The sequence below is a fragment of the Pseudomonas corrugata genome, assembly GCF_001269905.1.
Classification (GTDB): domain Bacteria; phylum Pseudomonadota; class Gammaproteobacteria; order Pseudomonadales; family Pseudomonadaceae; genus Aquipseudomonas; species Aquipseudomonas corrugata.
Window position 1 is genome coordinate 1 of record NZ_LHVK01000015.1, and the last position, 24069, is coordinate 24069.

Annotated in this window: 22 protein-coding genes and 3 tRNA genes; 8 read left to right on the forward strand and 17 right to left on the reverse strand. The window is 59.8% G+C overall.

Annotated features, from left to right (window positions below; all coding sequences use genetic code 11):
* Positions 1–1561: 1561 nt before the first annotated feature.
* The 3 genes from AD665_RS20185 to AD665_RS20195 all read right to left on the reverse strand — a co-directional run bounded on the left by AD665_RS20185 (position 1562) and on the right by AD665_RS20195 (position 1897).
* Positions 1562–1646 (reverse strand) — tRNA-Leu (locus AD665_RS20185).
* Positions 1647–1704: 58 nt separating this feature from the next.
* A tRNA-His gene (locus tag AD665_RS20190) sits at positions 1705–1780 on the reverse strand.
* 40 nt (positions 1781–1820) lie between these two features.
* Positions 1821–1897: transfer RNA gene (locus tag AD665_RS20195), tRNA-Arg, on the reverse strand.
* A 281-nt stretch (positions 1898–2178) separates the two neighbouring features.
* On the opposite strand from AD665_RS20195, the gene folD reads away from it, so the two are divergent.
* Positions 2179–3033 (forward strand): bifunctional methylenetetrahydrofolate dehydrogenase/methenyltetrahydrofolate cyclohydrolase FolD, encoded by an 855-nt coding sequence (gene folD / locus AD665_RS20200; RefSeq protein ID WP_024778303.1) that lies wholly within the window; start codon positions 2179–2181, stop codon positions 3031–3033.
* Positions 3034–3304: 271 nt separating this feature from the next.
* Positions 3305–4243: a D-alanyl-D-alanine endopeptidase gene (gene pbpG, locus AD665_RS20205; RefSeq protein ID WP_053193678.1), complete on the forward strand. Its 939-nt coding sequence runs from the start codon at positions 3305–3307 to the stop codon at positions 4241–4243.
* Positions 4244–4348: 105 nt separating this feature from the next.
* On the opposite strand, the gene AD665_RS20210 is transcribed toward pbpG, so the two are convergent.
* Complete coding sequence (locus tag AD665_RS20210; protein WP_024778301.1) at positions 4349–4555, reverse strand: DUF6021 family protein; 207 nt, start codon at positions 4553–4555, stop codon at positions 4349–4351.
* A gap of 100 nt (positions 4556–4655) precedes the next feature.
* Positions 4656–5333, reverse strand: coding sequence for a hypothetical protein (locus AD665_RS20215; RefSeq protein ID WP_024778300.1), 678 nt, complete (start codon positions 5331–5333; stop codon positions 4656–4658).
* A gap of 223 nt (positions 5334–5556) precedes the next feature.
* On the opposite strand from AD665_RS20215, the gene AD665_RS27630 reads away from it, so the two are divergent.
* Positions 5557–5721: a hypothetical protein gene (locus AD665_RS27630; protein ID WP_167355731.1), complete on the forward strand. Its 165-nt coding sequence runs from the start codon at positions 5557–5559 to the stop codon at positions 5719–5721.
* A 67-nt stretch (positions 5722–5788) separates the two neighbouring features.
* Here the strand turns inward: AD665_RS27630 and AD665_RS20220 are convergent, their stop codons facing one another.
* Together AD665_RS20220 and AD665_RS20225 are read right to left on the reverse strand one after the other, a co-directional pair.
* Positions 5789–6538, reverse strand: coding sequence for a TerC family protein (locus tag AD665_RS20220; protein WP_024778299.1), 750 nt, complete (start codon positions 6536–6538; stop codon positions 5789–5791).
* Between the two features lie 28 nt (positions 6539–6566).
* Complete coding sequence (locus AD665_RS20225; protein ID WP_024778298.1) at positions 6567–6830, reverse strand: hypothetical protein; 264 nt, start codon at positions 6828–6830, stop codon at positions 6567–6569.
* A gap of 135 nt (positions 6831–6965) precedes the next feature.
* Here AD665_RS20225 and nhaR point away from each other — a divergent pair, with 135 nt between their 5' ends.
* Positions 6966–7859: a transcriptional activator NhaR gene (gene nhaR / locus AD665_RS20230; RefSeq protein ID WP_024778297.1), complete on the forward strand. Its 894-nt coding sequence runs from the start codon at positions 6966–6968 to the stop codon at positions 7857–7859.
* Here nhaR and AD665_RS20235 read toward each other — a convergent pair.
* Entirely contained in the window at positions 7856–9010 is a 1155-nt protein-coding gene (locus AD665_RS20235) for an MFS transporter (protein WP_024778296.1), read from the reverse strand. The two genes, nhaR and AD665_RS20235, sit on opposite strands and share 4 nt — an antisense overlap.
* A 283-nt stretch (positions 9011–9293) precedes the next feature.
* Here AD665_RS20235 and sstT point away from each other — a divergent pair, with 283 nt between their 5' ends.
* Complete coding sequence (sstT, locus tag AD665_RS20240; RefSeq protein WP_024778295.1) at positions 9294–10526, forward strand: serine/threonine transporter SstT; 1233 nt, start codon at positions 9294–9296, stop codon at positions 10524–10526.
* 184 nt (positions 10527–10710) lie between these two features.
* On the opposite strand, the gene AD665_RS20245 is transcribed toward sstT, so the two are convergent.
* A complete protein-coding gene (locus AD665_RS20245; RefSeq protein ID WP_024778294.1) occupies positions 10711–11220 on the reverse strand; it encodes a DUF1993 domain-containing protein in 510 nt (169 codons plus the stop codon).
* Between the two features lie 130 nt (positions 11221–11350).
* On the opposite strand from AD665_RS20245, the gene AD665_RS20250 reads away from it, so the two are divergent.
* Entirely contained in the window at positions 11351–11998 is a 648-nt protein-coding gene (locus tag AD665_RS20250; protein WP_024778293.1) for a YceH family protein, read from the forward strand.
* 3 nt (positions 11999–12001) lie between these two features.
* Here the strand turns inward: AD665_RS20250 and AD665_RS20255 are convergent, their stop codons facing one another.
* The gene (locus AD665_RS20255; protein WP_024778292.1) at positions 12002–12823 is read right to left on the reverse strand and encodes a shikimate 5-dehydrogenase; all 822 of its coding nucleotides are present in this window, start codon (positions 12821–12823) and stop codon (positions 12002–12004) included.
* Positions 12824–12990: 167 nt separating this feature from the next.
* On the opposite strand from AD665_RS20255, the gene AD665_RS20260 reads away from it, so the two are divergent.
* Positions 12991–13341 carry a hypothetical protein gene (locus tag AD665_RS20260; RefSeq protein ID WP_024778291.1) on the forward strand — a complete coding sequence of 117 codons (351 nt, stop codon included), beginning with the start codon at positions 12991–12993 and terminating at the stop codon, positions 13339–13341.
* 125 nt (positions 13342–13466) lie between these two features.
* Here AD665_RS20260 and AD665_RS20265 read toward each other — a convergent pair whose 3' ends face one another.
* The 6 genes from AD665_RS20265 to AD665_RS20290 all read right to left on the reverse strand — a co-directional run bounded on the left by AD665_RS20265 (position 13467) and on the right by AD665_RS20290 (position 22112).
* Positions 13467–14987 carry a nucleobase:cation symporter-2 family protein gene (locus AD665_RS20265; protein ID WP_024778290.1) on the reverse strand — a complete coding sequence of 507 codons (1521 nt, stop codon included), beginning with the start codon at positions 14985–14987 and terminating at the stop codon, positions 13467–13469.
* A 195-nt stretch (positions 14988–15182) separates the two neighbouring features.
* Positions 15183–16001 carry an arylamine N-acetyltransferase family protein gene (locus AD665_RS20270; protein WP_024778289.1) on the reverse strand — a complete coding sequence of 273 codons (819 nt, stop codon included), beginning with the start codon at positions 15999–16001 and terminating at the stop codon, positions 15183–15185.
* 115 nt (positions 16002–16116) lie between these two features.
* Positions 16117–16911, reverse strand: a complete 795-nt coding sequence (gene xth, locus AD665_RS20275) for an exodeoxyribonuclease III (RefSeq protein WP_024778288.1) — start codon at positions 16909–16911, stop codon at positions 16117–16119.
* 37 nt (positions 16912–16948) lie between these two features.
* Positions 16949–19525: a bifunctional diguanylate cyclase/phosphodiesterase gene (locus AD665_RS20280; protein WP_053193412.1), complete on the reverse strand. Its 2577-nt coding sequence runs from the start codon at positions 19523–19525 to the stop codon at positions 16949–16951.
* 81 nt (positions 19526–19606) lie between these two features.
* Complete coding sequence (locus tag AD665_RS20285; RefSeq protein ID WP_024778286.1) at positions 19607–21175, reverse strand: sensor domain-containing diguanylate cyclase; 1569 nt, start codon at positions 21173–21175, stop codon at positions 19607–19609.
* Between the two features lie 277 nt (positions 21176–21452).
* Positions 21453–22112 (reverse strand): ribonuclease T2 family protein, encoded by a 660-nt coding sequence (locus tag AD665_RS20290; protein ID WP_024778285.1) that lies wholly within the window; start codon positions 22110–22112, stop codon positions 21453–21455.
* A 185-nt stretch (positions 22113–22297) separates the two neighbouring features.
* Here AD665_RS20290 and chrA point away from each other — a divergent pair, with 185 nt between their 5' ends.
* A complete protein-coding gene (chrA, locus tag AD665_RS20295; RefSeq protein ID WP_024778284.1) occupies positions 22298–23641 on the forward strand; it encodes a chromate efflux transporter in 1344 nt (447 codons plus the stop codon).
* A gap of 13 nt (positions 23642–23654) precedes the next feature.
* Here chrA and AD665_RS20300 read toward each other — a convergent pair whose 3' ends face one another.
* Positions 23655–23918, reverse strand: a complete 264-nt coding sequence (locus AD665_RS20300; protein ID WP_053193415.1) for a hypothetical protein — start codon at positions 23916–23918, stop codon at positions 23655–23657.
* Positions 23919–24069 lie beyond the last annotated feature (151 nt).

A 24069-nucleotide genomic window follows, 5' to 3' on the forward strand; every position in this document is an offset into this window, starting at 1 on the left:
CCGACAAGCCTTCGCAATCCGCACCTGCATCACCCGGACATTCCGCTGAACGCGACACCAATCGATGTCGTGCCATTGCTGCGGAACACCGGAAGGCGCAGACACGGCCATATGGCTATGTACTAGCATGCTGCCTTCCTCTCAATTTGCCTGAGCTGAAGACGTACGCATCCCCTGACGGGAATGGACGCTCCCGCCAGGGCTGGATAAATGTGAAATCCAAACCTCGGATTTCTAAGATTGTTGAGACAGGTTCACTCAGAGTTCATGCGACGAAAGACCACGCAGAAGTCTGCCCGGTTTCCCGTGGGGTAATGTTCCAACCCCTATCCGATCCATTACAGTCCGGCTTTCGCTTTCTCTGCGATCCCATACCCGCACAGCCAACAGCTCACCTTACGGATCCCCTGCCCTAGGGCAGCTATACGGGCTTACCACGTTCCCTGCCTGTCACACGACTGGGTTAGAGCCTGCCTATTCGCCGGCGATCTTTGTGACGACGTGTCCCGACCCTTGACCAAGACAACCAATCGCATCACCTTTTGGTAAATGCCTAACAGCAGCTTAGGCACCGTAATGCTGACGACGCTTAGCAGCAGTTCACTTGGATTACTCATACCAGCCAGCCTAGCGCCTCAACCCGGTACTGCTCCGAGCATCCACACTCCTGCCTCGCGGCGAGAGTGCACCCTAACGGGGGCTACATTGTAGGAAGAGCTCCACACCCCACCGTTACCAGTGACGCATGTCTTCGTAGGCTATCGTTGGTCGCACAACGAGTCCGCTGCTATTTCAGAAGCAAAATAGTTGGACAATGACAAGCAGAGCTTTCGCTCATGCCTTCGATTGAATTAGAGAAGGGCCTGTTGATTGACCCGCTCTGAGAAATCGTTACCTCCTGTTTCTACGCAGGAAATAACCCCTGCGGGGATTATTTTCCGCAGGGTGGCGCCCTTGATTAGGGCCGAGAAGAGTATGCACTCTCGAGCCGGGGGACTCCGGCTCTTAGGTCGAATGTAGAGTGCGAATCGACCTGGCATTGCCAACCGCCGCAGCGGCTAAACCCTTGAAGGCAAAGGGCTTCTGGTGGATTTTGTTTCCCGGGATTGGGTACCCAAGCTTCGGTTCAAAGAACCCTTCAAGATGACCAGACACCTCGAAGCTGAAGACACGCTACGCGTGTCGCACCAAGGGCATGCATTCTAGTAGGTCAAACTCAAGAAGTCACCCTACTGAAAATGACTGGAAAACAGGCGCCGGCATTAGGAGCGAGGCAAACAGTCATGCCCCGCCCGGATTGCAAATACAGCCGATCATTCCAGAGGCTCTGCGCCAACGCTTCTATATATAGAAACGTGAACCTGCACGTCCCCGGCACTCGAGTGCCGCCAGGAGACCGACGGGCATACCGCGCATCATCGCGAAACACAATCGCAACAACCCATTGCCAAACCTGTCCCGAAACAAGACAGACGACAAACCATCCGAATGCCGAAAACAAAAACGGCGCAGCCCTCTTCAGGTACTGCGCCGTTCTCTGCTATTCAAATAGCGACTTGTATGGTGCGGACGGAGAGACTCGAACTCTCACACCTTGCGGCGCTGGAACCTAAATCCAGTGTGTCTACCAATTCCACCACATCCGCGTAGCAAGCTTTTAAAGCAAAGGCGCCAGATTGTTAGATCTGGCGCCTTTCTAGAATATGGGGTGGACGATGGGGATCGAACCCACGACAACGGGAGTCACAATCCCGTGCTCTACCAACTGAGCTACGCCCACCATATTGCCTTGTTGCGTTACTTGTGCCAAAGCTGCCTAATGGCGCACCCGGCAGGACTCGAACCTGCGACCATCCGCTTAGAAGGCGGATGCTCTATCCAGCTGAGCTACGGGCGCCTTTTTAATCTGTATTCTTTGACGACTACAAACTAAATGCTTTCAGTTTTGCCGAGTTAAAACAACCAACTCCGCTCCACCTTCTTAACCAGTGCTAGGCTGTGCCCGACAAGTGCGACGAATGTTATAGACGGCCTGATAGGTCGTCAACTCTTTTTTAAAAAAAATTCATTTAATTAAAGGGGTTAGGGGAATTTGCAGACCAAGCGCCTTTGCCCTCACGCCTCGGCATGCGAGAATGCGCTCTCTTTTTTTCCCCTCTCGATGGTTAACCACGCGCAATGACTGCACAACTTATCGACGGCAAATCGATCGCCGCCAGCCTGCGCCAGCAGATCGCCCAACGCGTCACCGAGCGTCGCCAGCAAGGCCTGCGCACGCCCGGTCTCGCGGTGATCCTGGTCGGCAGCGATCCCGCCTCTCAGGTTTATGTCTCGCACAAGCGTAAAGACTGTGAAGAGGTCGGCTTCCTTTCCCAGGCCTACGACCTGCCTTCCGAAACCACCCAGCAAGCGCTGGCTGATCTGATCGATCGCCTGAACGATGACCCGAACATCGACGGCGTTCTGCTCCAGCTGCCCCTGCCTGAGCATCTGGACGCCTCCAGACTCCTGGAACGCATCCGGCCGGACAAAGATGTCGACGGCTTCCATCCCTATAACGTCGGTCGCCTGGCCCAGCGCATCCCGCTGCTGCGCCCCTGCACACCAAAAGGCATCATGACGCTGCTGGAAAGCACGGGTGTGGACCTTTATGGCCTCGATGCAGTAGTCGTGGGCGCGTCCAACATCGTTGGCCGGCCGATGGCCATGGAGTTGCTGCTGGCCGGCTGCACCGTGACCGTGACCCACCGCTTCACCAAGGACCTGGCCGGCCATGTCGGACGCGCCGACCTGGTGGTCGTGGCAGCCGGCAAGCCTGGCCTGGTCAAGGGCGAGTGGATCAAGGAAGGCGCCATCGTCATCGATGTGGGCATCAATCGCCAGGATGACGGCAAGCTGGTGGGTGACGTGGTCTACGAGACCGCCCTGCCCCGTGCCGGCTGGATCACACCGGTACCCGGCGGCGTGGGCCCGATGACCCGTGCCTGCCTGCTGGAAAACACGCTGTACGCGGCCGAGACGCTGCATAGCTGAGTTTCTCCCGCCAAAACGAAACCCTGTGGGAGCGAGCCTGCTCGCGAAGCGGTGTGTCAGTCAGCCATCAACGCGCTGACACGCCAACTTCGCGAGCGGGCTCGCTCCCACATTGGTTTGGATCCCCCTTTTATTAAACTTTATTTATTCGCAAGCCTCAGTGGTACAGGCATGTAGCGCTGTTGTCGCCCATACTCATAAAATGCAGCGCTTTTTTCAAAAGCCGCTACTGAACGGCCTCTTCATCTTCAATTCTACCGAGCCTATTCGCGTGAAAATCCGTATTTCGATCCTCAGCCTGTTCATCGCTTTCTCAGGCACGCTTATCACGCAGGATATCAACGCGCAGGAAACCATCGCAGCTCCACGAGACACGTCAAAACTGCAAGTCGCTTCGGGCAGCGCGATGTTGCTGGACCTGCAAACGGATAAAGTCGTCTATTCCAGCAATCCGGACGTGGTGGTACCCATCGCCTCGGTGACCAAGTTGATGACCGGGCTGATCGTGCTGGATGCCAAGCAGGACCTTAACGAGTACATCTCCATGACCATCGCCAACACCCCGGAGATGAAAGGGGTGTTTTCCCGAGTCAAACTCAACAGCGAACTGTCCCGTCGCGACGTGTTGCTGATTGCGCTGATGTCCTCGGAAAACCGCGCCGCCGCCAGCCTCGCGCACCATTACCCGGGCGGCTACGCAGCGTTCATCGCCGCCATGAACGCCAAGGCGAAGGCACTGGGCATGACCAGCACCCACTATGTCGAGCCGACAGGCCTGTCGATCCATAACGTATCCACCGCCAGGGACCTGACCAAGCTGCTGATCGCTGCTCGCAAATACCCCCTGCTGAGCGAATTGAGCACCACCAAGGAAAAGACCGTCACCTTCCGCAAACCGGTTTACAGCCTGGGCTTTCGCAACACTGATCACCTGATCCACAAGGATAATTGGGATATTCAGTTGACCAAGACCGGCTTCACCAACCAGGCCGGTCACTGCCTGGTGCTGGTGACGAAAATGGGTAATCGGCCGATGGCCCTGGTGATCCTCGATGCCTTTGGCAAGTACACTCACTTCGCCGACGCCAGCCGGATTCGTAGCTGGGTGGAAACGGGCAAGAGCACCAATGTGCCGGCGGTGGCCATGCAGTACAAGGCGGCGAAGAACCTCAAGAGTCGCCAGAGCGGCGTCGTGGAAGCCTCCAAGTAATTGACGAATGCGCCGGCATCTGTGGCGGGGGGATTTATCCCCTCGCCACAATGGCTCATAAACCCTGGGGAGCAACATGACCCAACTCGTCGGGCTTTTTTTCGCTCAATGCTTCAGGTCACCAAGCGGATCATAGGCCTTGGCCCGGGGCTCCCCCTTATCGTCTTTCTCGTCACGAGGGGCCTTGGCCGGCCCGATCGGATCGACTTGCGGATCATCGAGGTCCGGCGAATCCGGATCGAATCCCAGCTCGTCACCAGCGGATGAATGCTCGGAAGAATGGGGCCCCGTGGGCGTTTTCGACTGTGCCATACCTGCCTCCTTGAATCATGGCCCGGACAATCCGGACCCTGACGATAAGAACTTCAGGCGTGCGGGGTCGTGCCCGGCAGGTGACGAACGGGGCAAACCGTCAATGCGTTGCACCCAGGGTCTTGGTGGCGCGCGCTGCCGCCTGCTCCTGCCCTGCCCCGGCCAACTCGTCCGCGGCCTTCAACCAGCGCTGCGGGTTGACGTTGGCCGGAAGTTGCGTGGGCCGCTGGAGCAGAACCGCCCAGCCGCCGGCATCCTTGAAAGCCGACTCGAACCCACTGAAGCTCATCAATAGTCGCCGGTTCATGCCCGAACGCAGCAAGACCGTGCGCTTCTGCCGGTTATAGCCGGCGAGAATCCCGTATCGGGGCCCAGACCAAAATGCCGTACCTTCGGTGTAGCGAAGCAATACCGGGTTGCCCGCCGCAACCTGCTCCAACAATGCGGACAAATCACTGTCGAGGGGATACACCACCAGCCCGTATTCTCGTGCCAGGGTCTGCATATTCTGCTGCAAGCCGGCTTCACCACCTGGCAGATGCAACGGTTTCTCCAGCAGCCCCGGGGTAATCACCGTACCTTGCGAGGTCAACACTGCAGCCAGAGATTGCGGGGCACCCTGGTACATATCGCCACGATAGAACGGCACGCTGTTGAGTTCCACCCGCTCGGGCAGGCGCTGGATCTGGGGCGGCACGCTGCCCGCGCAACCCGCCAGGGCTGCAAGGCAAGCCGTCGCGAATACCAGTGATCGAAAAGAGGGAATGACCGGCAACATGATGAGTCTCTAGTTCAGGTACCCGATGAACGGGCCAGGCTTGGGCCGTCGATCATAAAGCGCCCACAGGCCGGGGTATAGCCTTAAACAGCAGTCTCGCTAATGCGATAGAACCAACCCGTCCGTCGCCGACGACCACGAACGACTGCCTGCAACACTTGAACGACTAGACTGTCCATTGAACTGAGTGCATTGCCCCGGACCGGGGCTGAGGGAGGCCCCCATGAGCCTGACAACGACAATCCTGATGCTGTTATTCGGCTGGCTGAGCGTAGCGGCGGCGATGCTGTGGGGCGTGTTGCGAATCACCCGTCGCTATCATCATCCGTCCCCATCGAGCACAGAAAAGCCCACGGAGCCCAGCCAGCGCCACGCCGCCGCACACTGATCGCCACTTTCAAAAAGTCAGAAAAAGCCGCCCGGGCTGGACCCGGGCGGCTTGTGCATGCCTGCTGTCAGGCTTCGTTGCCCAACGCCTTTTGCCGGGCGCGACGGGCCATCATGTTCAGTACCTCAATCGCGGCCGAGAAGGCCATGGCAGCGTAGATGTAGCCCTTGGGCACATGGGCGCCGAAACCTTCGGCGATCAACGTCATGCCAATCATGATCAGGAAGCCCAGCGCCAGCATGACCACCGTCGGGTTGTTATTGATGAATCGGGCCAGAGGCTCGGCTGCCAACAGCATCACCAGTACCGACACCACTACGGCGATGATCATGATCGGCAAGTGCTCGGTCATGCCCACAGCGGTGATAATGCTGTCGATGGAAAATACCAGGTCGAGCATCAGGATCTGACCGATTGCGGCGGCAAATCCGAGGGTCACGCCCGAGGTGGCCGACTTGGGATCGTTTGGCGCCGGGTCCATGCTGTGGTGGATCTCGGTCGTGGCCTTCCACAGCAGGAACAGACCGCCAGCAATCAGGATCATGTCCTTCCAGGAGAACGCCTGGCCGAGGATTTCGACGACCGGCTCAGTCAACTGCACAATGAACGCGATGGTGCTCAACAAGCCCAGCCGCAGGATCAGCGCCATACCGATACCGATCCGCCGCGCCTTGGCACGATGCTGTGCGGGCAGCTTGTTGGTCAGGATCGAAATGAAGATCAGGTTATCGATACCCAGCACGATTTCCATGACAACCAGGGTCGCCAAGGCGATCCAGGCAGTGGGGCTGGCAGCGAGTTGTAGAAGATAATCCATGGGTCAGTCCTGGCTCGATGTGACGGAGTTAGATGGCTTGGGTGGATGATTCGGTTTTTTCAGCATCGTCCGCCGGCTCTTTCTTGGGACTGATCAACCCGCCAGTGGCGTCGTTCAGCGCCTGCTCGGCAGCTTTATGGGTATCGTCGATGGCTTTTTTGGCCACATCGACCGCTTGCTCCTTCAACTGCTGGGCCAATTGTTCAGCGCTTTTCTCCGCCTGTTCGCAGCCCACGAGTGCCATTGAAGACATTGCCAGCAAGGCAGCAAGCCCCAGGGATTTGTATGTCATGGTTAGAAGCCTCTGAGGAAACACGGAGCCCGGAGATGGCTCACCAATGGCCAGGCATTCTAGAGACGTCGATACTTCAGGAAAATTCGTATTTTCAGCGGTTATACTTCGGTTTTTACGAATCCGAGTGAACCCATGCTCAATTATCGACAACTGCATTACTTCTGGGTGGTGGCCAAGACAGGCAGCATCGTGCGGGCGTGCGAGCAGTTGAACCTGACTCCGCAAACCATCAGCGGACAGATTTCCTTGTTCGAGCAGACGTATAACATCAAATTGTTTCGCCGCGTCGGACGGCAACTGGAGCTGACGGAAGCCGGACGCCAGACGCTGCCCTACGCCGAGCACATGTTCCAGTTGGGGGGCGAACTGGAGTTGATGCTCCGCGCCCAGCCCAACGAACAGCAGACGCTGTTCCGGGTCGGAGTGGCGGACGTGGTGCCCAAGTCAATCGTCTATAGACTGCTGGCGCCGACCATGGAACTGAGCGAACCGCTGCGCGTTACCTGCCGCGAGGACAAACTCGAGCGGCTGCTCGCGGACCTGGCGATCCAGCGCCTGGACCTGGTGATTTCCGACAGTCCTATGCCCAGCCACCTGGACATCAAGGGCTACAGCCAGAAACTGGGGGAATGCGGCATCAGTTTTTTCGCCACCGCTGCGCTGGCCGAACGCTACGGGCAGGATTTCCCCCGAAGCCTGCAGGACGCTCCCCTGCTGATTCCCGGCCCCGAAACCGTGGTCCGCAGCCGCCTGCAACGCTGGTTCGCCGAGCAGCAGATCCAGCCGCGCATCGTGGGGGAGTTTGATGACAGCGCGTTGATGCAGGCCTTCGGTCAGTCAGGCAGCGGGATTTTCATCGGCCCGAGCGTGATCGCCGAAGAAGTGAAGCGCCAGTACGGCGTGCAGGAGATCGGTCAGACTGACGCGGTAAGCGAGTCATTCTATGCCATCTCCGTGGAGCGCAAGGTCAGCCATCCAGGTATCGTCGCGATTGCCGAAGGTGCTCGCCGCGAGTTGTTCCACTAGCTGCAAACGGGCCGGGGCTTGAAGGTCATCAGCAGCAGCGCCAGCAGGATCGATACAAGAATGAACCCGGCCGCCGCAAAACCGACGCTGCCCAGGCCCAATGTATCGATGACTCGCCCGCCGACCATCGCTCCGAGACCGATCCCCAGGTTGGCACCAGCAATGTTCAGCGACGCCGCAAAGGCTGGCGCTTGCGGTGCTGCCTTCATCAATCGCACATGGCTGACCAGGAACAGCGCGGCCTGGGTCACGCCCCAGATCGCCATCGCCGCGGCCAGCCACAAGGCCGAATGAATGCTTGGCACCAACGCTACCATACCGCCGATCATGAACAGGCAGAACACCATCGACGCCATCAGGGGATGCCGATCCACCGCCCGGCCACCCAGGGAATTGCCCACCAGCCCCACGGCGCCGAACCCCATCAGGCACCAACCGACCAGCGTGCCATCGAACCCGGCGAGACGTTCGAGGATGTCGGCCAGGTAGGTGTAGGCGGTGAACATGCCGCTGAACACCAGGATCGACAACAGCACATGGCCTTGCATCAACGGACTGCGCAGGATCTTGAACTGCGAGCGGAAGCTGACCTGATGCAAGTGCAGGTTGGTTTTCGGCAGGTAGATGAACAGCAATAACGCCTTGGCGAAAGCGATGACGGCCAGGATCGCGAAAGCACTGCGCCAGCCGAATGCATCGGAAATCAGCGTTCCCACCGGAATCCCGAATACCGTGGCGCAGACAATGCCGAAGCCGATCCGGGCGATGGCCCGTCCGGCGTGTTGCGGCCCGACAATGTCCACCGCTGTCTCGCTGGCCAGCGCCCAGAACACTGGCAGGCCGAGGGCAGGGATCAATCGGGCAATGGCCATGACCCAGATATCGGGGGCAACGGCCGCCAATGTGTTGGCCAGGCCGAACATCAGCAGTACGCTGATAAACAGCCTGCGTCGCTCGAAACGGGCAAACCAGGCTGTCAGGAATGGCCCGAACGCCGCTACCGTAAACGCGAACAATGTCACCAGCAATCCGGCCTGGGGAATGCTGACGTGCAGGTCGCGAGCGATGGATGGCAGCAGGCCAACAATGATGAATTCCGTGGTCAGCACGGTGAAACCGGCGGCCGACAGCAGGAAAATGGGTAACAACATGCAGAACTCCGACAAAACGACAACACCAGCGTTGGCTTGAGGGCCCGCTGGAGGAAGAGAGAGGTGAGAGAATCCAAGCCTAACAGAATGTGGGCCGCAGACAAATGTGCTCAAACACCTGAGTGACGGATCGTCACAGGTCCGTCAGATTCTTTACCGGGCTGTGCTAAAGTCCGCGACCCGCAAACATCGAACATTTCTTCCGGTCCCGCTCATGTGGCCTGCCCGCTTGTTGCCCTGAACGTCGACCATTGCCCACAACAAAAAACACATGGATAGCCGTATGACTGCTTTATCCCCGTCCCTTTTGCAACGCTTCAAACGCACCAGCCTGGTCACGCAAATCGTCATCGGTCTGATCATTGGTATTGCGTTGGCCTGGCTGGCCCCGGACGTAGCCAAATCCACCGCATTCATTGGCAAGGTCTTCGTATCCGCCCTCAAGGCCGTGGCTCCCATCCTGGTGTTCGTGCTGGTCATGGCTTCGATCGCCAACCATAAGCAAGGCCAGGAAACCCATATCCGTCCGATCCTGTTCCTGTACCTGCTGGGCACCTTCGCGGCGGCGGTGGTTGCGGTCGTTGCCAGTGCCCTGTTTCCATCCAGCCTGGTCTTGTCCGCCCAGGACGTCGCTGTCACCGCTCCCGGTGGCATTGGTGAAGTGCTGCAGAGCCTGCTGCTCAGCGTGGTGGACAACCCGGTCCGGGCGCTGACCAGCGGTAATTTCATCGGCATCCTGGCCTGGGCCATTGGCCTGGGCATAGCCTTGCGCCATGCCGGCGAGACCACACGCACCATGCTTGATGACCTGTCCAACGGCGTGACCGCGATCGTGCGCCTGGTGATCCGCTTCGCCCCGCTGGGGATTTTCGGGCTGGTCGCGTCGACCCTGGCCACCTCAGGCTTCGGCGCCCTGCTCGGTTACCTGCACCTGTTGACCGTGCTAATCGGCTGCATGCTGTTCGTCGCACTGGTGGTCAACCCGCTGATCGTGTTCTGGAAACTGCGTCGCAACCCATATCCGCTGGTATTCACTTGCCTGCGCGAAAGCGGCATCACCGCGTTCTTCACCCGCAGTTCAGCGGCCAACATCCCGGTGAACCTGGAGTTGAGCAAACGCCTGGGCCTGCACGAGGACACCTACTCGATATCGATTCCGCTGGGCGCGACCATCAACATGGCCGGCGCCGCCATCACCATTACAGTGCTGTCCCTGGCCGCGGTACATACCCTGGGGATCGTGGTCGATATTCCGACAGCGGTGCTGCTGAGCGTTGTCGCGGCCGTTTGCGCTTGCGGGGCGTCTGGCGTAGCCGGCGGTTCGCTGCTGCTGATCCCCCTGGCATGCAGCCTGTTCGGCATCCCGAGCGAAATCGCCATGCAGGTGGTTGCCGTGGGATTCATCATCGGCGTCCTGCAGGATTCGGCGGAGACGGCATTGAATTCTTCCACCGATGTGCTGTTCACCGCAGCGGCTTGCCTGGGTGAGGAAGAAAGGCTTGCGCGCACGGCATAACCGTTGCGGTGGATGCATCACCGTCATCGCGAGCAGGCTCGCTCCCACAGGGGCCAGCGGCAACCACAATGTGGGAGCGAGCCTGCTCGCGATAGCGGAGGTATATACGCCAAGGACATGACAGACAGCCACAAAAAAGCCCGGAACGGCTCACACCGTTCCGGGCTTTTTCATGGCTGTGAGCTTAGAACGCGCCCATGTAGTCGCGCTTGCCCACTTCCACACCGTTATGACGCAGCAGCGCATAGGTAGTGGTGACGTGGAAGAAGAATTGCGGCAGGCCGTAGGTCAGCAGGTAGTTCTGACCGGTAAAGCGCTTTTCCTTCGGCGTGCCCGGACGGGTGACGATCTCGATGTTCTCCTTGCCATCGACCTGCTCGGGGCTGATGCCATCGATGAAGGCCAGTACCTTGGTGATCAGGGCTTGCAGCTCGGCGAAGGTAGTTTCGCTGTCGTCATACTTGGGCACTTCAATCTCGGCCAGGCGAGCGGACACGCCCTTGGCGAAATCCACGGCGATCTGCACCTGACGCACCAGCGGAAACATGTCCGGGTACAGGCGGGCTTGCAGGAAAGCGTTCGGGTCGATGTTTTTCGCAGTCGCGTGGGCTTCGGCCTTGTTCAGGACGTCGCTCATGGCGTTGAGCATCTGCTTGAAAACCGGGATGGAAGCGGCGTACAGGGAAATAGTCATGGCGATCTCATGCAGGTGAGAGGAAAGAAATACATCAAACGGAGGCGATTATAGCCACGGCTTGTTGCACACCTTGTCTTTTATTGCGCAAGGATTAGGCTAGGCGGCTTCACAGCATAGGGGACGCGCGATGAGCATCGAAGAACAAGGCCAGGCCGAAGAACCACGGCTCAACAGCACGGAAATCCGCATCCTTGGTGCCCTGGTCGAAAAACAGGCCACCAACCCGGAAACCTACCCGCTGACCCTCAACGCCCTGGTACTGGCCTGCAACCAGAAAACCAGCCGTGAACCGGTGATGAACCTCACACCTGGCCAAGTCGGCCAGAGCTTGCGGGCACTGGAGGGCCGCGGCTTTAGCAAATTGGTCATGGGCAGCCGCGCCGACCGCTGGGAGCATCGGGTCGACAAGGCCCTGGAGCTGGTGCCGGCCCAGGTCATCCTGATGGGCCTGCTGTTCCTGCGCGGCCCACAAACGGTCAACGAGCTATTGACCCGTAGCGGTCGCATGCATGATTTCGAAGACACCGACCAGGTGTTGCATCAACTTGAACGCCTGATTGCCCGAGGACTGGCGCTGCTGGTGCCACGCCTGGCCGGACAGCGGGAAGACCGCTACGTCCACGCCATGGGCGACCCGGCGGAGATTGAAGCGATCCTCGCCGCCCGCCAGCACCCGGTGGAGCGCGGTGCCGGCAGCGGCGTGTCGCTGGAGCGCATCGAAGAACTCGAAGCCCGAATCGCGGCGCTGGAAGAACGGCTCGCGCGGCTGGAATAGGTCCTATGCGGACCGGGCAAACGCTACGGCTTTCTCGAACTGTTCCAGGCTGGGCCGCACACCGGTATACAACACGAACTGCTCCAGAGCCTGGATCGCAACCACCTCCAACCCGGTGATGACCCGTTTGCCCTCAGCCCGGGCTCGAACGATCAGCGGCGTTTCCGACGGAATTGCCACCACATCGAACACGGTCTCGGCCGCGGCGATAGCGTCGGGCTCAAACGCCAGATGATCGGCTTCCGGCCCCCCGGCCATGCCGATCGGCGTGACATTGATCAGCATCCGGGGATGCTGATCGCCCAGTTCAGTTTGCCACTCATACCCCAGGGACTCGGCCAGGGCCCGTCCGGCGGTTTCGTTGCGGGCAACGATCAGCCCCTGCTTATAGCCGCCGTCACGCAGGGCGCTGGCCACGGCCTTGGCCATCCCGCCGCTGCCGCGCAGGGCGAAGGTCGAATCTTTGGGCACGGCATGGGTGTGCAGCAATTGAGCGACGGCGATGTAGTCGGTGTTATACGCCTTCAAATGGCCATCAGTGTTGACGATGGTATTGATGGACTGGATCGCCGCGGCGGAGGCGTCCAGCTCATCGACCAAGGCTATGCAGGCTTCCTTGAACGGCATCGATACCCCGCACCCGCGAATGCCCAGCGCGCGGATACCGCCGACCGCACCGGGCAAGTCCCGACTGCTGAAGGCCTTGTAGTAGAAATTCAGGCCCAGCTGCTCGTACAGGTGATTATGAAAACGCAGGCCGAAATTCCCGGGACGCCCCGACAGCGACATGCACAACTGGGTGTCTTTGTTGGGATTGATTTGCATGTTTGTTTCCTTTGCATTCACTTTCTGACAAGCGGGATCACCGCCCGCCCGACCTTACACAATATTTACCCAACGGCGGTGCAAATCCTGGGAAAATCGTTGTCAGAGCAAGTATCCCCGTGACCCTATATCGGTCTGTTACAAACGGGGCCAGACGAGGAATCACCATGAATCGTAAACTCCCTGTCATCGCCCTGCTCATGGGGGCACTCGCGGTCACCGGCCAGGCATCCGCCCATGGTCGCGGTGGTTGGGAGGGGCCCGCAGTGTTTGGTGCAATCGTCGGTTCGGCTATTGTCGGCTCGGCGCTCATCAACCGTGACCGGCCGGTGTACGTGCAACAACCGGTCTACGTCCAGCCGCAACCGGTTTATGTCCAACAACCCCCACCGGTCTATTACGAGCCACAGCCGGTGTACATCGAGCGGCCTATCTACTATCGCCCGGCGCCGGTGTATTACGGGCCACCACGGGGCTACTACTACGGCCCACCACGCGGTCATTACGGTCGCTGGTAACCGAACAAAAAACAGCCTGTGATCAAGGATCACAGGCTGTTTTTTTATGTGAACACCACAAAACCTGTGGGAGCGGGCTTGCTCGCTCCCACAGGGGATTTGCCGCTGATGCTCAGTTGGCAAAGTCAGACATGTTCACTGCTTTTCAGTCGTACCGGCCCATGCTCCGCGGTCGGGTGGGAAGGCTCTTCCAGCACCGGAATCTCGTTGCCGTCACAGTCATGCAGCTTGCCGTCGCTGAAATAGTCGCCTTCACGCAGCGCCGCCAGGTCCTGATAACGCAGCACCCGCTCAGTGCCGGCGGCAAAGACTGATTGCTGATCGGAGTTGCCTGCGGTGAAGTGATTGAAGGCCAGGTTCAGGATGATCGCCATGATCGCCGAGGAACTGATGCCCGAATGGAAGATCGTCGCGAACCAGCTCGGGAAATGGTCGTAGAAGCCTGGCGCGGCGATGGGGATCATGCCGAAGCCGATGGAGGTGGCAACGATGATCAGATTGACATTGTTGCGGTAGTCCACTTTCGACAGGGTTCGGATGCCGCTGGCGGCCACGGTACCGAACAGCACGATACCCGCGCCCCCCAAGACCGAAGTGGGTACCGCAGCGATCAGCCGGCCCATGAATGGCAACAACCCCAGTACCACCAGGAACACGCCTCCCGTGGCCACCACGAAACGGCTCTTGATCCCAGTCACTGCCACCAGGCCGACGTTCTGGGCAAAAGCACTCTGGGTGAAGGAACCGAAGATCGGCGCGATCATGCTCGACAGCATGTCGGCCCGCAGACCGTTACCCAAGCGCCTTGAGTCGACCTTGGTGTCGATGATCTCGCCCACCGCCAGGATGTCGGCCGAGGTTTCCACCAGGGTCACCATGATCACGATGCACATCGACAGGATCGCGGCGATGTGGAAGGTCGGCATGCCGAAGTGAAATGGCGTGGGAAAGCCGAACATCGGGCCTTCGCCAACGGATGAAAAGTCCGCCATGCCAAGGAACACCGCGATCACCGTCCCAATGACCATCGCCAGCAGAATCGACAAGCGGGAAATGGTCGCGCTGCCCATCTTGCTGAGCAACAGCACCAGCACCAGCGTGACCGCAGCCAGGCCGATGTTGGCCATGCTGCCGAAATCAGCGGCGTGACTGTTGCCGCCCATGGCCCAGCGCGCTGCTACCGGCATCAACGTCAGGCCAATGGTGGTGATGACGATGCCGGTGACCAGTGGCGGAAAGAAACGAGTGATTCGCGAGAACACCGGTGTGATCAGCAAACCGATCAGGGACGCGGCGACCACGGCCCCCAGGATGGCTTGGAAGCCGCCCTCTCCGCCAGTTCCGACAATCGCCACCATGGTCGCAACACCGGAGAACGATACGCCTTGCACCAACGGCAGTTGGCAACCGAAAAACGGCAGGCCGAGGGTTTGCAACAGGGTCGCCAGCCCCCCTGCAAACAATGACGCTGCAATCAACAGGCCGATGTCCGCCGAGGACAGACCTGCCGCCTGGCCGATGATCAAGGGCACCGCGACAATACCGCCGTACATGGTCAACACGTGCTGCAGGCCGTAAGCCATATTCGCGCCGACACCAAGGTTTTCGTCCTCGGGCCGTGGGAGTGAAACATGGGGCGTTTTCATGGTTCGGGGGTTCCCTGTTTTTTTGTTATGGGCACACTGTATTCAAAACTCAGGACAAATGTCCATAGAGTTGTATACAACTTTCCATCACCGCATCAACGCGGCAAGGGAACTTGCCCTGCCCGAGTAGCGAAACGCCCCCCCCCTAGTGGCCTGTGTGGCTAATTCGTTTACTCAAATCAACCGTACAGGCCACTAGATAAGCCCCGCCACCGCAGGTCGTAACAACTCCCGTGGCGGTACCCGCAGGCCGAATTCGTTTTCCAACAGATCGATCAGTTCATCGGCATCGGTGATAAGCCGTCGCACGCTCTCCTGCCCCATCCGGTGCACGGCATAGCTGTTGCCGTTGAGGGTCTTGCGCAAACCGTCACCAGTGCGGGCCACCATCAGCCGGCCCATGAACGGGGAGTCAGGATGGTTGCAGACGTACCAGTTACCCAGGGTGTAGTCGATCTCCTCCTGGCGTTGAAGGTCGAACAGGTACATCGGTCGCCACTCGCCCCCAACGTTGGCACGCAGCAGGTAGCCGTCCGGATGGTCCTCGATGCGATACGGCTCATGGGGAGTAGCCTGGATGTCACGGCTGTCCAGAAGCAGTGGCCCGGTGGGAACCATGCCACCAAAGCCGACATCGGTGGTGTAGCGCACGCCGCCAATCGTTACCAGGCTCAGGCGATGGGTCCGGGCGGTCCAAGCGCCCTCGGGGGCGTTCATCACCACACGGCCGGTGATTCCGCGGGCGTCGAAACCCAGTTCCTGCAGCAGGGCCAGGAACAACTGGTTGAGCTCGTAGCAGTAGCCGCCACGGCCCTGCTCGAAAACCTTGCGCTCCACCGACTCGAAATCGATGGGCACCGGTTGGCGCAGCAGCGTCGAGAGGGTTTCAAAGGAGAATTCGGCCGTGTGGCGATTTTGAAGCTGGCGCAATGTATCGAGCGTCGGGGCTGGCGGGGTGTCGAAGCCCAAGCGTTGCAGATAACGGCGCGAATCGCTCAGTCGGGGCTGGCTCATAAGGGTGTCCTTTTCCTGGTCCGGTGCAGGGCTGACAGGCAGCATGCTGTGTTTGGCGCCAGATATAAGGCATTACCCTTCCATAGACAACAACGGACCGAGATACGTTGGACTTTCAGCGCCGCTTGCGAGAAGCCAGCCGGATCCAGGTAGGGGCATGATCACTGGGGTGCGGCTGGTTCCTGACCCAGGCGTCCACGCCCGCCTCACTCAGATAAGGGCTTGCCGCAGGGTTGAGCAGCAGGTGATCGATCCGCAGCCCGGAGTTTTTCTGCCAGTGCTGCCGGAAATAGTCCCAGAAGGTGTAGATCCGCTCGTCCGGGTACAACTGGCGCAGCGAGTCCGTCCAGCCTTGATCCAGCAACCGTTGGTAGCACTCGCGACTTTCGGGTTGCAGCAGCGCATCCTTGAGCCAGGAACGGGGGTTGTAGATATCCATGTCGGTGGGCACCACGTTGTAGTCGCCAGCCAGCACCACGGGATGATCGCTGGCCTGCAACGCCTGGGCGTAATCAATCAGCCGTTCAAACCACGCCAGTTTGTAATCGAACTTGGGCCCTGGCTGCGGATTGCCGTTGGGCAGGTAAAGACAACCTACCAGCACGCCATGTACGGCCGCCTCCAGATAGCGGCTGTGGCTGTCGCCCTCATCGCCCGGCAAGCCGCGCCGGCTTTCCAGTGGTTGCGCGTCTCGGGCCAGTATCGCCACGCCGTTCCAGGATGCCTGGCCGTGCCAGATCGAGCCATACCCCACCGACTCCAGCTCGGCCGCCGGGAAATCCTTGTCGAGCGCCTTGAGTTCCTGAAGACAGGCGATGTCGGGTTTCTCCCGCTCCAGCCACTCCAGCAGGTTGGGCAGCCGGGCGCGAATGCCATTGATATTGAAAGTCGCGATGCGCAGCTTTTTCATGGGCAAGGACCTCAAAGTGCCAGGACGTCAGGGGTTTTCAGGAACCGGTTTTCGGCAGCGCCTGCGGGTTCTCCAACAAGTTCGAAAAAGCCTGTTTATCGATCGGACGACTGAGGAAATAGCCCTGTACCTCATGGCATTGATCCGAACCAAGCGAACCCAACTGGGCCAGGGTTTCCACGCCCTCGGCCGTGACGGTCAGGCCCATCGCCTTGCCCAGGTTGATGATCGCCTGGACCACCGCGCGGTCGTTGCTGCTGTTGCTCATGGACGCGATAAAGCGCTTGTCGATCTTGATGCCATCGAAGGGATAGGTGCGCAAGTACCCCAGGGAGGAGTATCCGGTGCCGAAATCGTCCATGTTCAGACGCACCCCCAGTTCTTTCAGGGTATTCATGACCTGGAGGGCACCGTCCACATCGTTGAGCATCACATTCTCGGTGATCTCGAGCTCCAGGCGACTCGCTGGGAAACGGGTTTCGACCAGCACCTGCCGTACGTCCTCCACCACATCGCTGCGCTCGAACTGCGCCGGCGACAGATTGACCGAAACCATCAGGTTCCCCGGCCAGGTCAGCGCGGTTTCGCAAGCCTCACGTAACACCCAACGCGATAGCGGAACAATAAGGTCGGTCTGCTCGGCCAGCGGAATGAAAGCGTCGGGGCCGAGCAGGCCCTGGGTGGGATGTTGCCAGCGCACCAATGCCTCGACGGCTACGATCTCCCGGCCGTCGACTTTGTAGCGTGGCTGGAAATGCAAGATGAATTCGTTGTTCTTCAGCGCCTGGCGCAGGTCGCTTTCCAGCTGGCGTCGATGCTGGATCTGGTCGTTCATCTGCGAGGCGAAGTAACACCAGGTCCTTTTGCCTTCGGACTTGGCCTGATACATGGCAATGTCGGCACAGCGAATCAACTCGCCAGGCACATAACCCTGGCGACGACTCACGGCAACGCCAATGCTGGCGCCGATGTGAAGGGCATGGGTTTCGTAGTGAATCGGTTGCTGCAAGCTCTCGATCAACCGCGCGCAGAATCGGTCGATCTCAGTAGTGTTCTCCATCCCGCTGAGCACCACGACGAATTCATCGCCGCCCAGTCGCGCCACCAGGTCCTGCTCACGGGTACTGTCACGCAGGCGCTGTGCAACTTCCAGCAGCACCGCGTCGCCGGCAGGGTGGCCCAAGGAGTCGTTGATCGGCTTGAAGTTGTCCAGATCCACCATCAGCAAGGTCAAGGGAGCGGAATGCTCCTTGGCGACCAGCGCCTCATCCAGGTGCCGCGCCAACTTGTTGCGGTTCGGCAGCCCGGTCAGTGCATCGTGCATCGACAGATGCTGGACCTGGGCGTGGGCAGCCACCTCATCGGTGATGTCGCTGGCGGTGCCGCGGTACCCGACCACTTCGGACCTGTCGTAGATTGGCCGCGCCGATACCCGGCAAAAGCGCAGTTGTCCGGATTGATCGCGGTAGGAACAACGCAGGTTGCTCGCGCTCTGTTCTTCCGTCAGGCTCCCCAGCCACAGGGTAATCGGGGTGGTGTCGCAATACAGCAGTTGCTCGATGTCCTGGCCCCGCCATTGCTCGGCGGGAAAACCGGTGACCGTATTGAAACGGCCCGACAGATAAGTGATGTGCTGTTGAGCATCGATTTCCCAGATCCAGTCGGAAGCGGCCTCGGCCACGGCCCGGAAACGCTCCTCGCTGGCTTCCAGGGCCAGGGTCGAACGCTCCAGGCTGTCGTAGCTGGCATCCACCTGCCTTGCAGTACGCAGGGCGTAGCGGAAAAAGTAGGCAGTGAGCAGCACAAGGATCAGCAGCGCCCCACCCAGTGGTGGCATCAAGGACCAAAGCAATTGCCGGCCCGGCTGTTCGAGACGGGAGACCAGGCTGTAGCCGGTGCTGTCCAGCGGCACCGCAGGCTGACCGGGCGCAAGCGCGTTGTCCTTCTTGAGATTCAGGTCGGTGAGGCCATAACGCTTGCCCAGCGCGCGCAGTTTGACGTAGGTCAGTTGGTCGACGAACAACAGGATCGACGTTCCCTTGGCGTCGACCCGGGGACGCTCGTCATTCGGCAGGATCACCGACGCGGTGACGATGGCTGGCCAGCCATCGAACAACGTGTAGCGGACCGCAGGAACGGTGAGATCAGACTGCCCCTGGAGCTGATCCACCAGGTCCTTTAACGGTAGGTCGAGATACGCTGTCGCTTCTGCCTGAACATTTTGCCCCCGCACCACCGCGTATTTGGTGCGCTCACGGTCGACGACGAACACACCCTCATACCCATCATTGGTGAACAGGGTCTTGCCCATGTTCTGTTCCGCGTAGGCCCACTGCACATCGACCTCACCGTTGAGGTGCTCATAGGCGGTGGTCCAGTAGGTGTAGCTGGTGATGTAGTTTTTTGACGCAATGATGCGATTTTCCACGGCGCGCTCGGTGTAGAAGTGCGTCTTGCGCACGTCCTCTGCGTCCAGCTCCCGTGCAATGTTGAACAATGCCGCAACGGCCACCAGGACGCCCAGGACAAACAACCCGGCGACCGCGACCACCAGGCGCCGGGTAATCGGCGTGTGGCGCATGACATTGGAAGGAATATCGGCGGCGGTCTCCATTTACCTGCTCCTGTCCGATCAACTGACGGCGAGTTGCCTGAGCAATGGACCTTCTTCAGCCGGCGATGATTCCAACGGATCTCAACGGTCCGAACGCTCCAGCGTATCGAGGCCACCTTCAATCGACCACACCGCCACCCGATTGCGGCCACTGTGCTTGGCCTGATAAAGCGCCGCATCGGCCCTCTGGATAAAGACCTCGATACTGTCCAGGCTGCTTGGCACGAAGGCGTGGCAGCCCAGGCTCATCGTCAGATAGCCGGTGGGGGACCCGGAATGAGTGATGTGCTTATCGACGAGACTCCGGCGGATCTGCTCAGCCAACGTCATGGCACCCTGCAGGTCGGTATCGGGCAGCAGCACGGCGAACTCTTCACCACCATAACGTACAGCCAGGTCGGCCTTGCGATGGCAGCAACCCCTGAGCAATTTCGCCACTTCCGCCAGGCAATGGTCCCCGGCCACATGCCCGTAGGCGTCGTTGTAGCGCTTGAAGTAGTCGATATCGAGCAGGATCAGGCTTAACGGAGAGCGTTGGCGGGCGCCCCGGCCAAATTCGATGTCCAGAGCCCGCTCGAACAGCCGACGATTCGCCAGCCCGGTCAGGCTGTCATGGGTGGCAATCAGCCTCAACGCTTCCTGGGCCTTGCGCAGGTCGGCTTCGATCCGCTCGCTGTTACGCACCTGGCGCACAAACACCCAACCGAACAAGCAAATGCCCGTGACCACCAGGGCCACGATGAGACTGGACTGAAAGGCTTTGCCATACCAGCCGGCGAGGATCGCCTTTTCGGACATTGCGACAGTGACCATCAGCGGATAGGCCTGCAAGTGCCGGTGATCATACAGCCTGACAACGCCGTCGGCGGAGCGGATCATCGCGGTGTCGGGGTCCTTGATCCGCGGGTCATGCCGAAAGAGGCTCTCCTGGGACACGGTCCGGCCAATCTGCGTCTCATCGAAGGGACGGCGGGCCAGCAAGGTTCCGTCGGACAAGGCCAGGGTCATCTCGTCCTTGTCGTCGAGGCTGAAGCTTTTGAAGAACTTATCGAAGTAGGACATCTTGATCCCGGCCAGCAGCACGCCCTGGAAATTGCCGTCCTGATCATTCACGCGCCGGGAGATGGGGATGATCCAATCGCCATTTTGTCGGCTGCGAATAGCCGGCCCGATATGGGCGATCAACGAAGCGTTCTGCTGATGGAAAACGAAATACTCCCGGTCCGCCACCCCCTCGCCTTTTTGCAAGTCATCAAAGGAGGTAACGACCCAGTGCCCGCTCTTGTCGAACAGAAACAGGCCGTGCAACTGCTCCAGTGACTGCACGCGTCGGGCAAAGGTTTTGTGCAGACGCGGTTGCAGCGCCGGGCCGAAGCCATCGACCTGAATCCAGTCGGTCAGGCTGCTCAGCACCAGGTCAGCCTGCACAAAAGTATCCTGGGCCTGCTGGGCCATGGCCCGGGTAAGGTTGGCCGAGGCAATACCCGCGGCCTCGAGGTCGTGGCGTCGGGACTGTTCCAGTTGCAGATAAAGCAAACCGCACAGGCACAGGCAGACCGCCGCGATAAACGCCACCGCTGCCTTGAGCAACGGCAGGCGCTTGAGGGCACCGCCGGGGGTATTGAGCGGATCATGGATGAGGATAGGCAAACGGATTCCCGGGAGGGCAAAGCATGAGCGAATCGCTCAAAGCCCCCTATAGGCGAGAGCTTAGCCTACCGCTTGTAGGGCGGCAATTTGCCGGTGCGACCCAGCTGATGGGCGGGAAGGCGGATCCAAAATCAGCACCAGACTCTCGTAGCGAGGGGATTTATTTCGCGGGGCTGCCTGGCAGTCCCAACCGATGTCTTGTCTGATACACCGTGGAGTCAGGGTTCAGGGCCGCTTCGCAGCCCAGCGGGAATAAATCCCCTCGCCACAAGAGCTGTCAACGCACTGGCGGCACCCGGATATCTCCGCCCCGGCACTGCGTCCTGACGCCCCTGCCGCAACGGGTGAACACCAGATTTTTGTCCATGCACACTCGGACTTCCGACAATTGCGGCCCGTTGCAGATGACTGCAATACCATCGGCCGGAATACCGGGGTTGCGTTGACGGAACAGCCGGGCGATCTCCTCGGCTTCAAAATAGTACGAGGAACCAGGGGGTTGCAGCTGCGACGGAATCTTCACCCTCGCCAACGCCTTGTCGGACGCCTCCAGAAAGCCCATGGCGCCGAGGCCGCTGCAAGTGCCGTGCTTGGTCCACTCGTGCTCCAGCAACTTGCGGGTCGGAAACAGCGTCAGGCCCTTTTCCCGCTCGCTAACCGTAAGCGGCACCCTCGGCTCACAGGATTGCGGCCAGCCACCCTTGGCGTATTGCGGCCAGAGGCCGTGCAGGACAAAGCCATAGCCTTTGCCGGAGCATTGGGCATCGCCCGAGTGAGTGAGGCAGAACGTCGGGGACCAGGACAGTGACAGCAGGTAGTAATCGAATACCCCGGCGACGGACTCCGCCCGGGCATTACGTGACTCACGGGCATTGCCCGTTCCCATGCAGCCCATAGTCAGCGCGAGCAGCATGGCTATCGCAAAACGTTGTTTCATTGACCCGCTCCTTGGGCAGCCCTGTAGAAAGCAGTGACGTCGATTCGGTCGGTGAGTGTTCAAGGACTATGTTTCAAGCCGGTGAAGGGAGGTGTTTTTTACAGGGAAACCCTGGCGGGGGCTATCCAAATTACGTAACGCCCCATAACGTAGATCGCCTTCCACCTGCAAGTGCACCGCCGACCATGGAAAAACCCTCCCAAACCATCGAAGCCCCCTCGACCGTCAGCCTGCGCGAAGCTTTCTGGTTCTGGCTCAAATTGGGTTTCATCAGTTTTGGCGGGCCGGCAGGACAGATCGCGATCATGCATCAGGAGCTGGTGGAGCGCCGGCGCTGGATTTCCGAACGGCGTTTCCTGCATGCCCTCAACTACTGCATGCTGTTGCCGGGACCCGAGGCCCAGCAGTTGGCGACCTACCTGGGTTGGCTGATGCACCGTGGTCGGGGCGGAGTCATCGCTGGCGCGCTCTTCGTACTACCTTCGCTGTTTATCCTCATCACATTGTCATGGCTGTACGTCGCTTTCGGTGAAGTGCCGGTGGTGGCCGGCATTTTCTATGGCATCAAGCCCGCCGTGACGGCAATAGTCGCCCATGCCGCTCACCGCATAGGCTCCCGTGCGCTCCAGAACAGTGGGTTGTGGGCAATCGCCATCGCGTCGTTCGCTGCAATATTCGCTTTCAATGTCCCCTTTCCGCTGATCGTGATGGGGGCCGCCGTCATCGGCTATTTCGGTGGTCGCTGGGCGCCGGAAAAATTCAGCCTCGGCGGCCAGGCCGCCGGGCATCGATCCTTCGGGCCAGCCCTGATCGACGATGACACCCCACCCCCCGACCATGCCCGGTTCAGCAGCTTCAGGCTGATCCGTCTGGCAGTCATCGGTGCCTTGCTGTGGATCTTGCCGATGGGCCTGTTGACTCTGACGTTCGGCTGGGAAGGCACCTTCACGCAGATGGCCTGGTTCTTCACCAAGGCGGCGTTGCTGACTTTCGGTGGCGCCTATGCGGTTCTGCCTTACGTGTATCAGGGAGCCGTTACACACTTCGGCTGGCTGACGCCGACACAGATGATCGACGGCCTGGCCCTGGGTGAAACCACCCCAGGCCCCTTGATCATGGTGGTGGCTTTCGTCGGTTTCGTTGGCGGCTATGTGATGCAGGTGTTCGGCCCCGAACAGGCCTTTCTCGCCGGCGCCGTGGCGGCCACCCTGGTGACCTGGTTCACCTTCCTGCCTTCGTTTCTGTTCATCCTGGCCGGCGGCCCATTGGTCGAATCGACCCACAACGCCCTGAAGTTCACCGCACCGCTGACGGCGATTACCGCGGCAGTGGTCGGCGTGATCCTCAACCTGGCGTGCTTCTTCGGCTACCACGTGCTCTGGCCCAGCGGCTTTGCCGGTGCGCTGGATTGGCCATCGGCAATCATTGCCCTGTTGGCGGCCATTGCTTTGTTTCGCTACAAGCGGGGCGTGATCCAAGTATTGGTGGCGTGCGGGCTGGCCGGACTGGCGGTACACCTGTTGCGTTAAGTGAGTCGCTTGCTCAGGTAAGTGGCCGAAGCCGGGCATAAGCTCCTGAACTGAACCGTCGCACCGATTGACGTGGGCGCCAGCGAACGCTCCTGGACCTGATAACCGTGGGCAGCCCCGCCCCCTCGATCCCGCCAAACGCCAGGTCACTGTCCTGCTGTCTGAACCTGAAAAACCGCCGGCCGGGCAGGCTCAGGTCATCCGCAGGCAAACCGGCCAGGATGAGCGCTTCGCGCAAGGGGCCCAGATCATCGTCACTCAGTGCAGTCATGTGCATGGCTTTCACTCTTTCATCGGACTTGCACTGGAAATTACGCCGCACCTCTCGGTGCCCGCAACCGCTGGCAGGTAACAAAATTGAACGGCCCATACCTCACACCGCCTAATGAAGTTCGTGGCCCTGTCCAGACTCTCACGCTAATGACTTG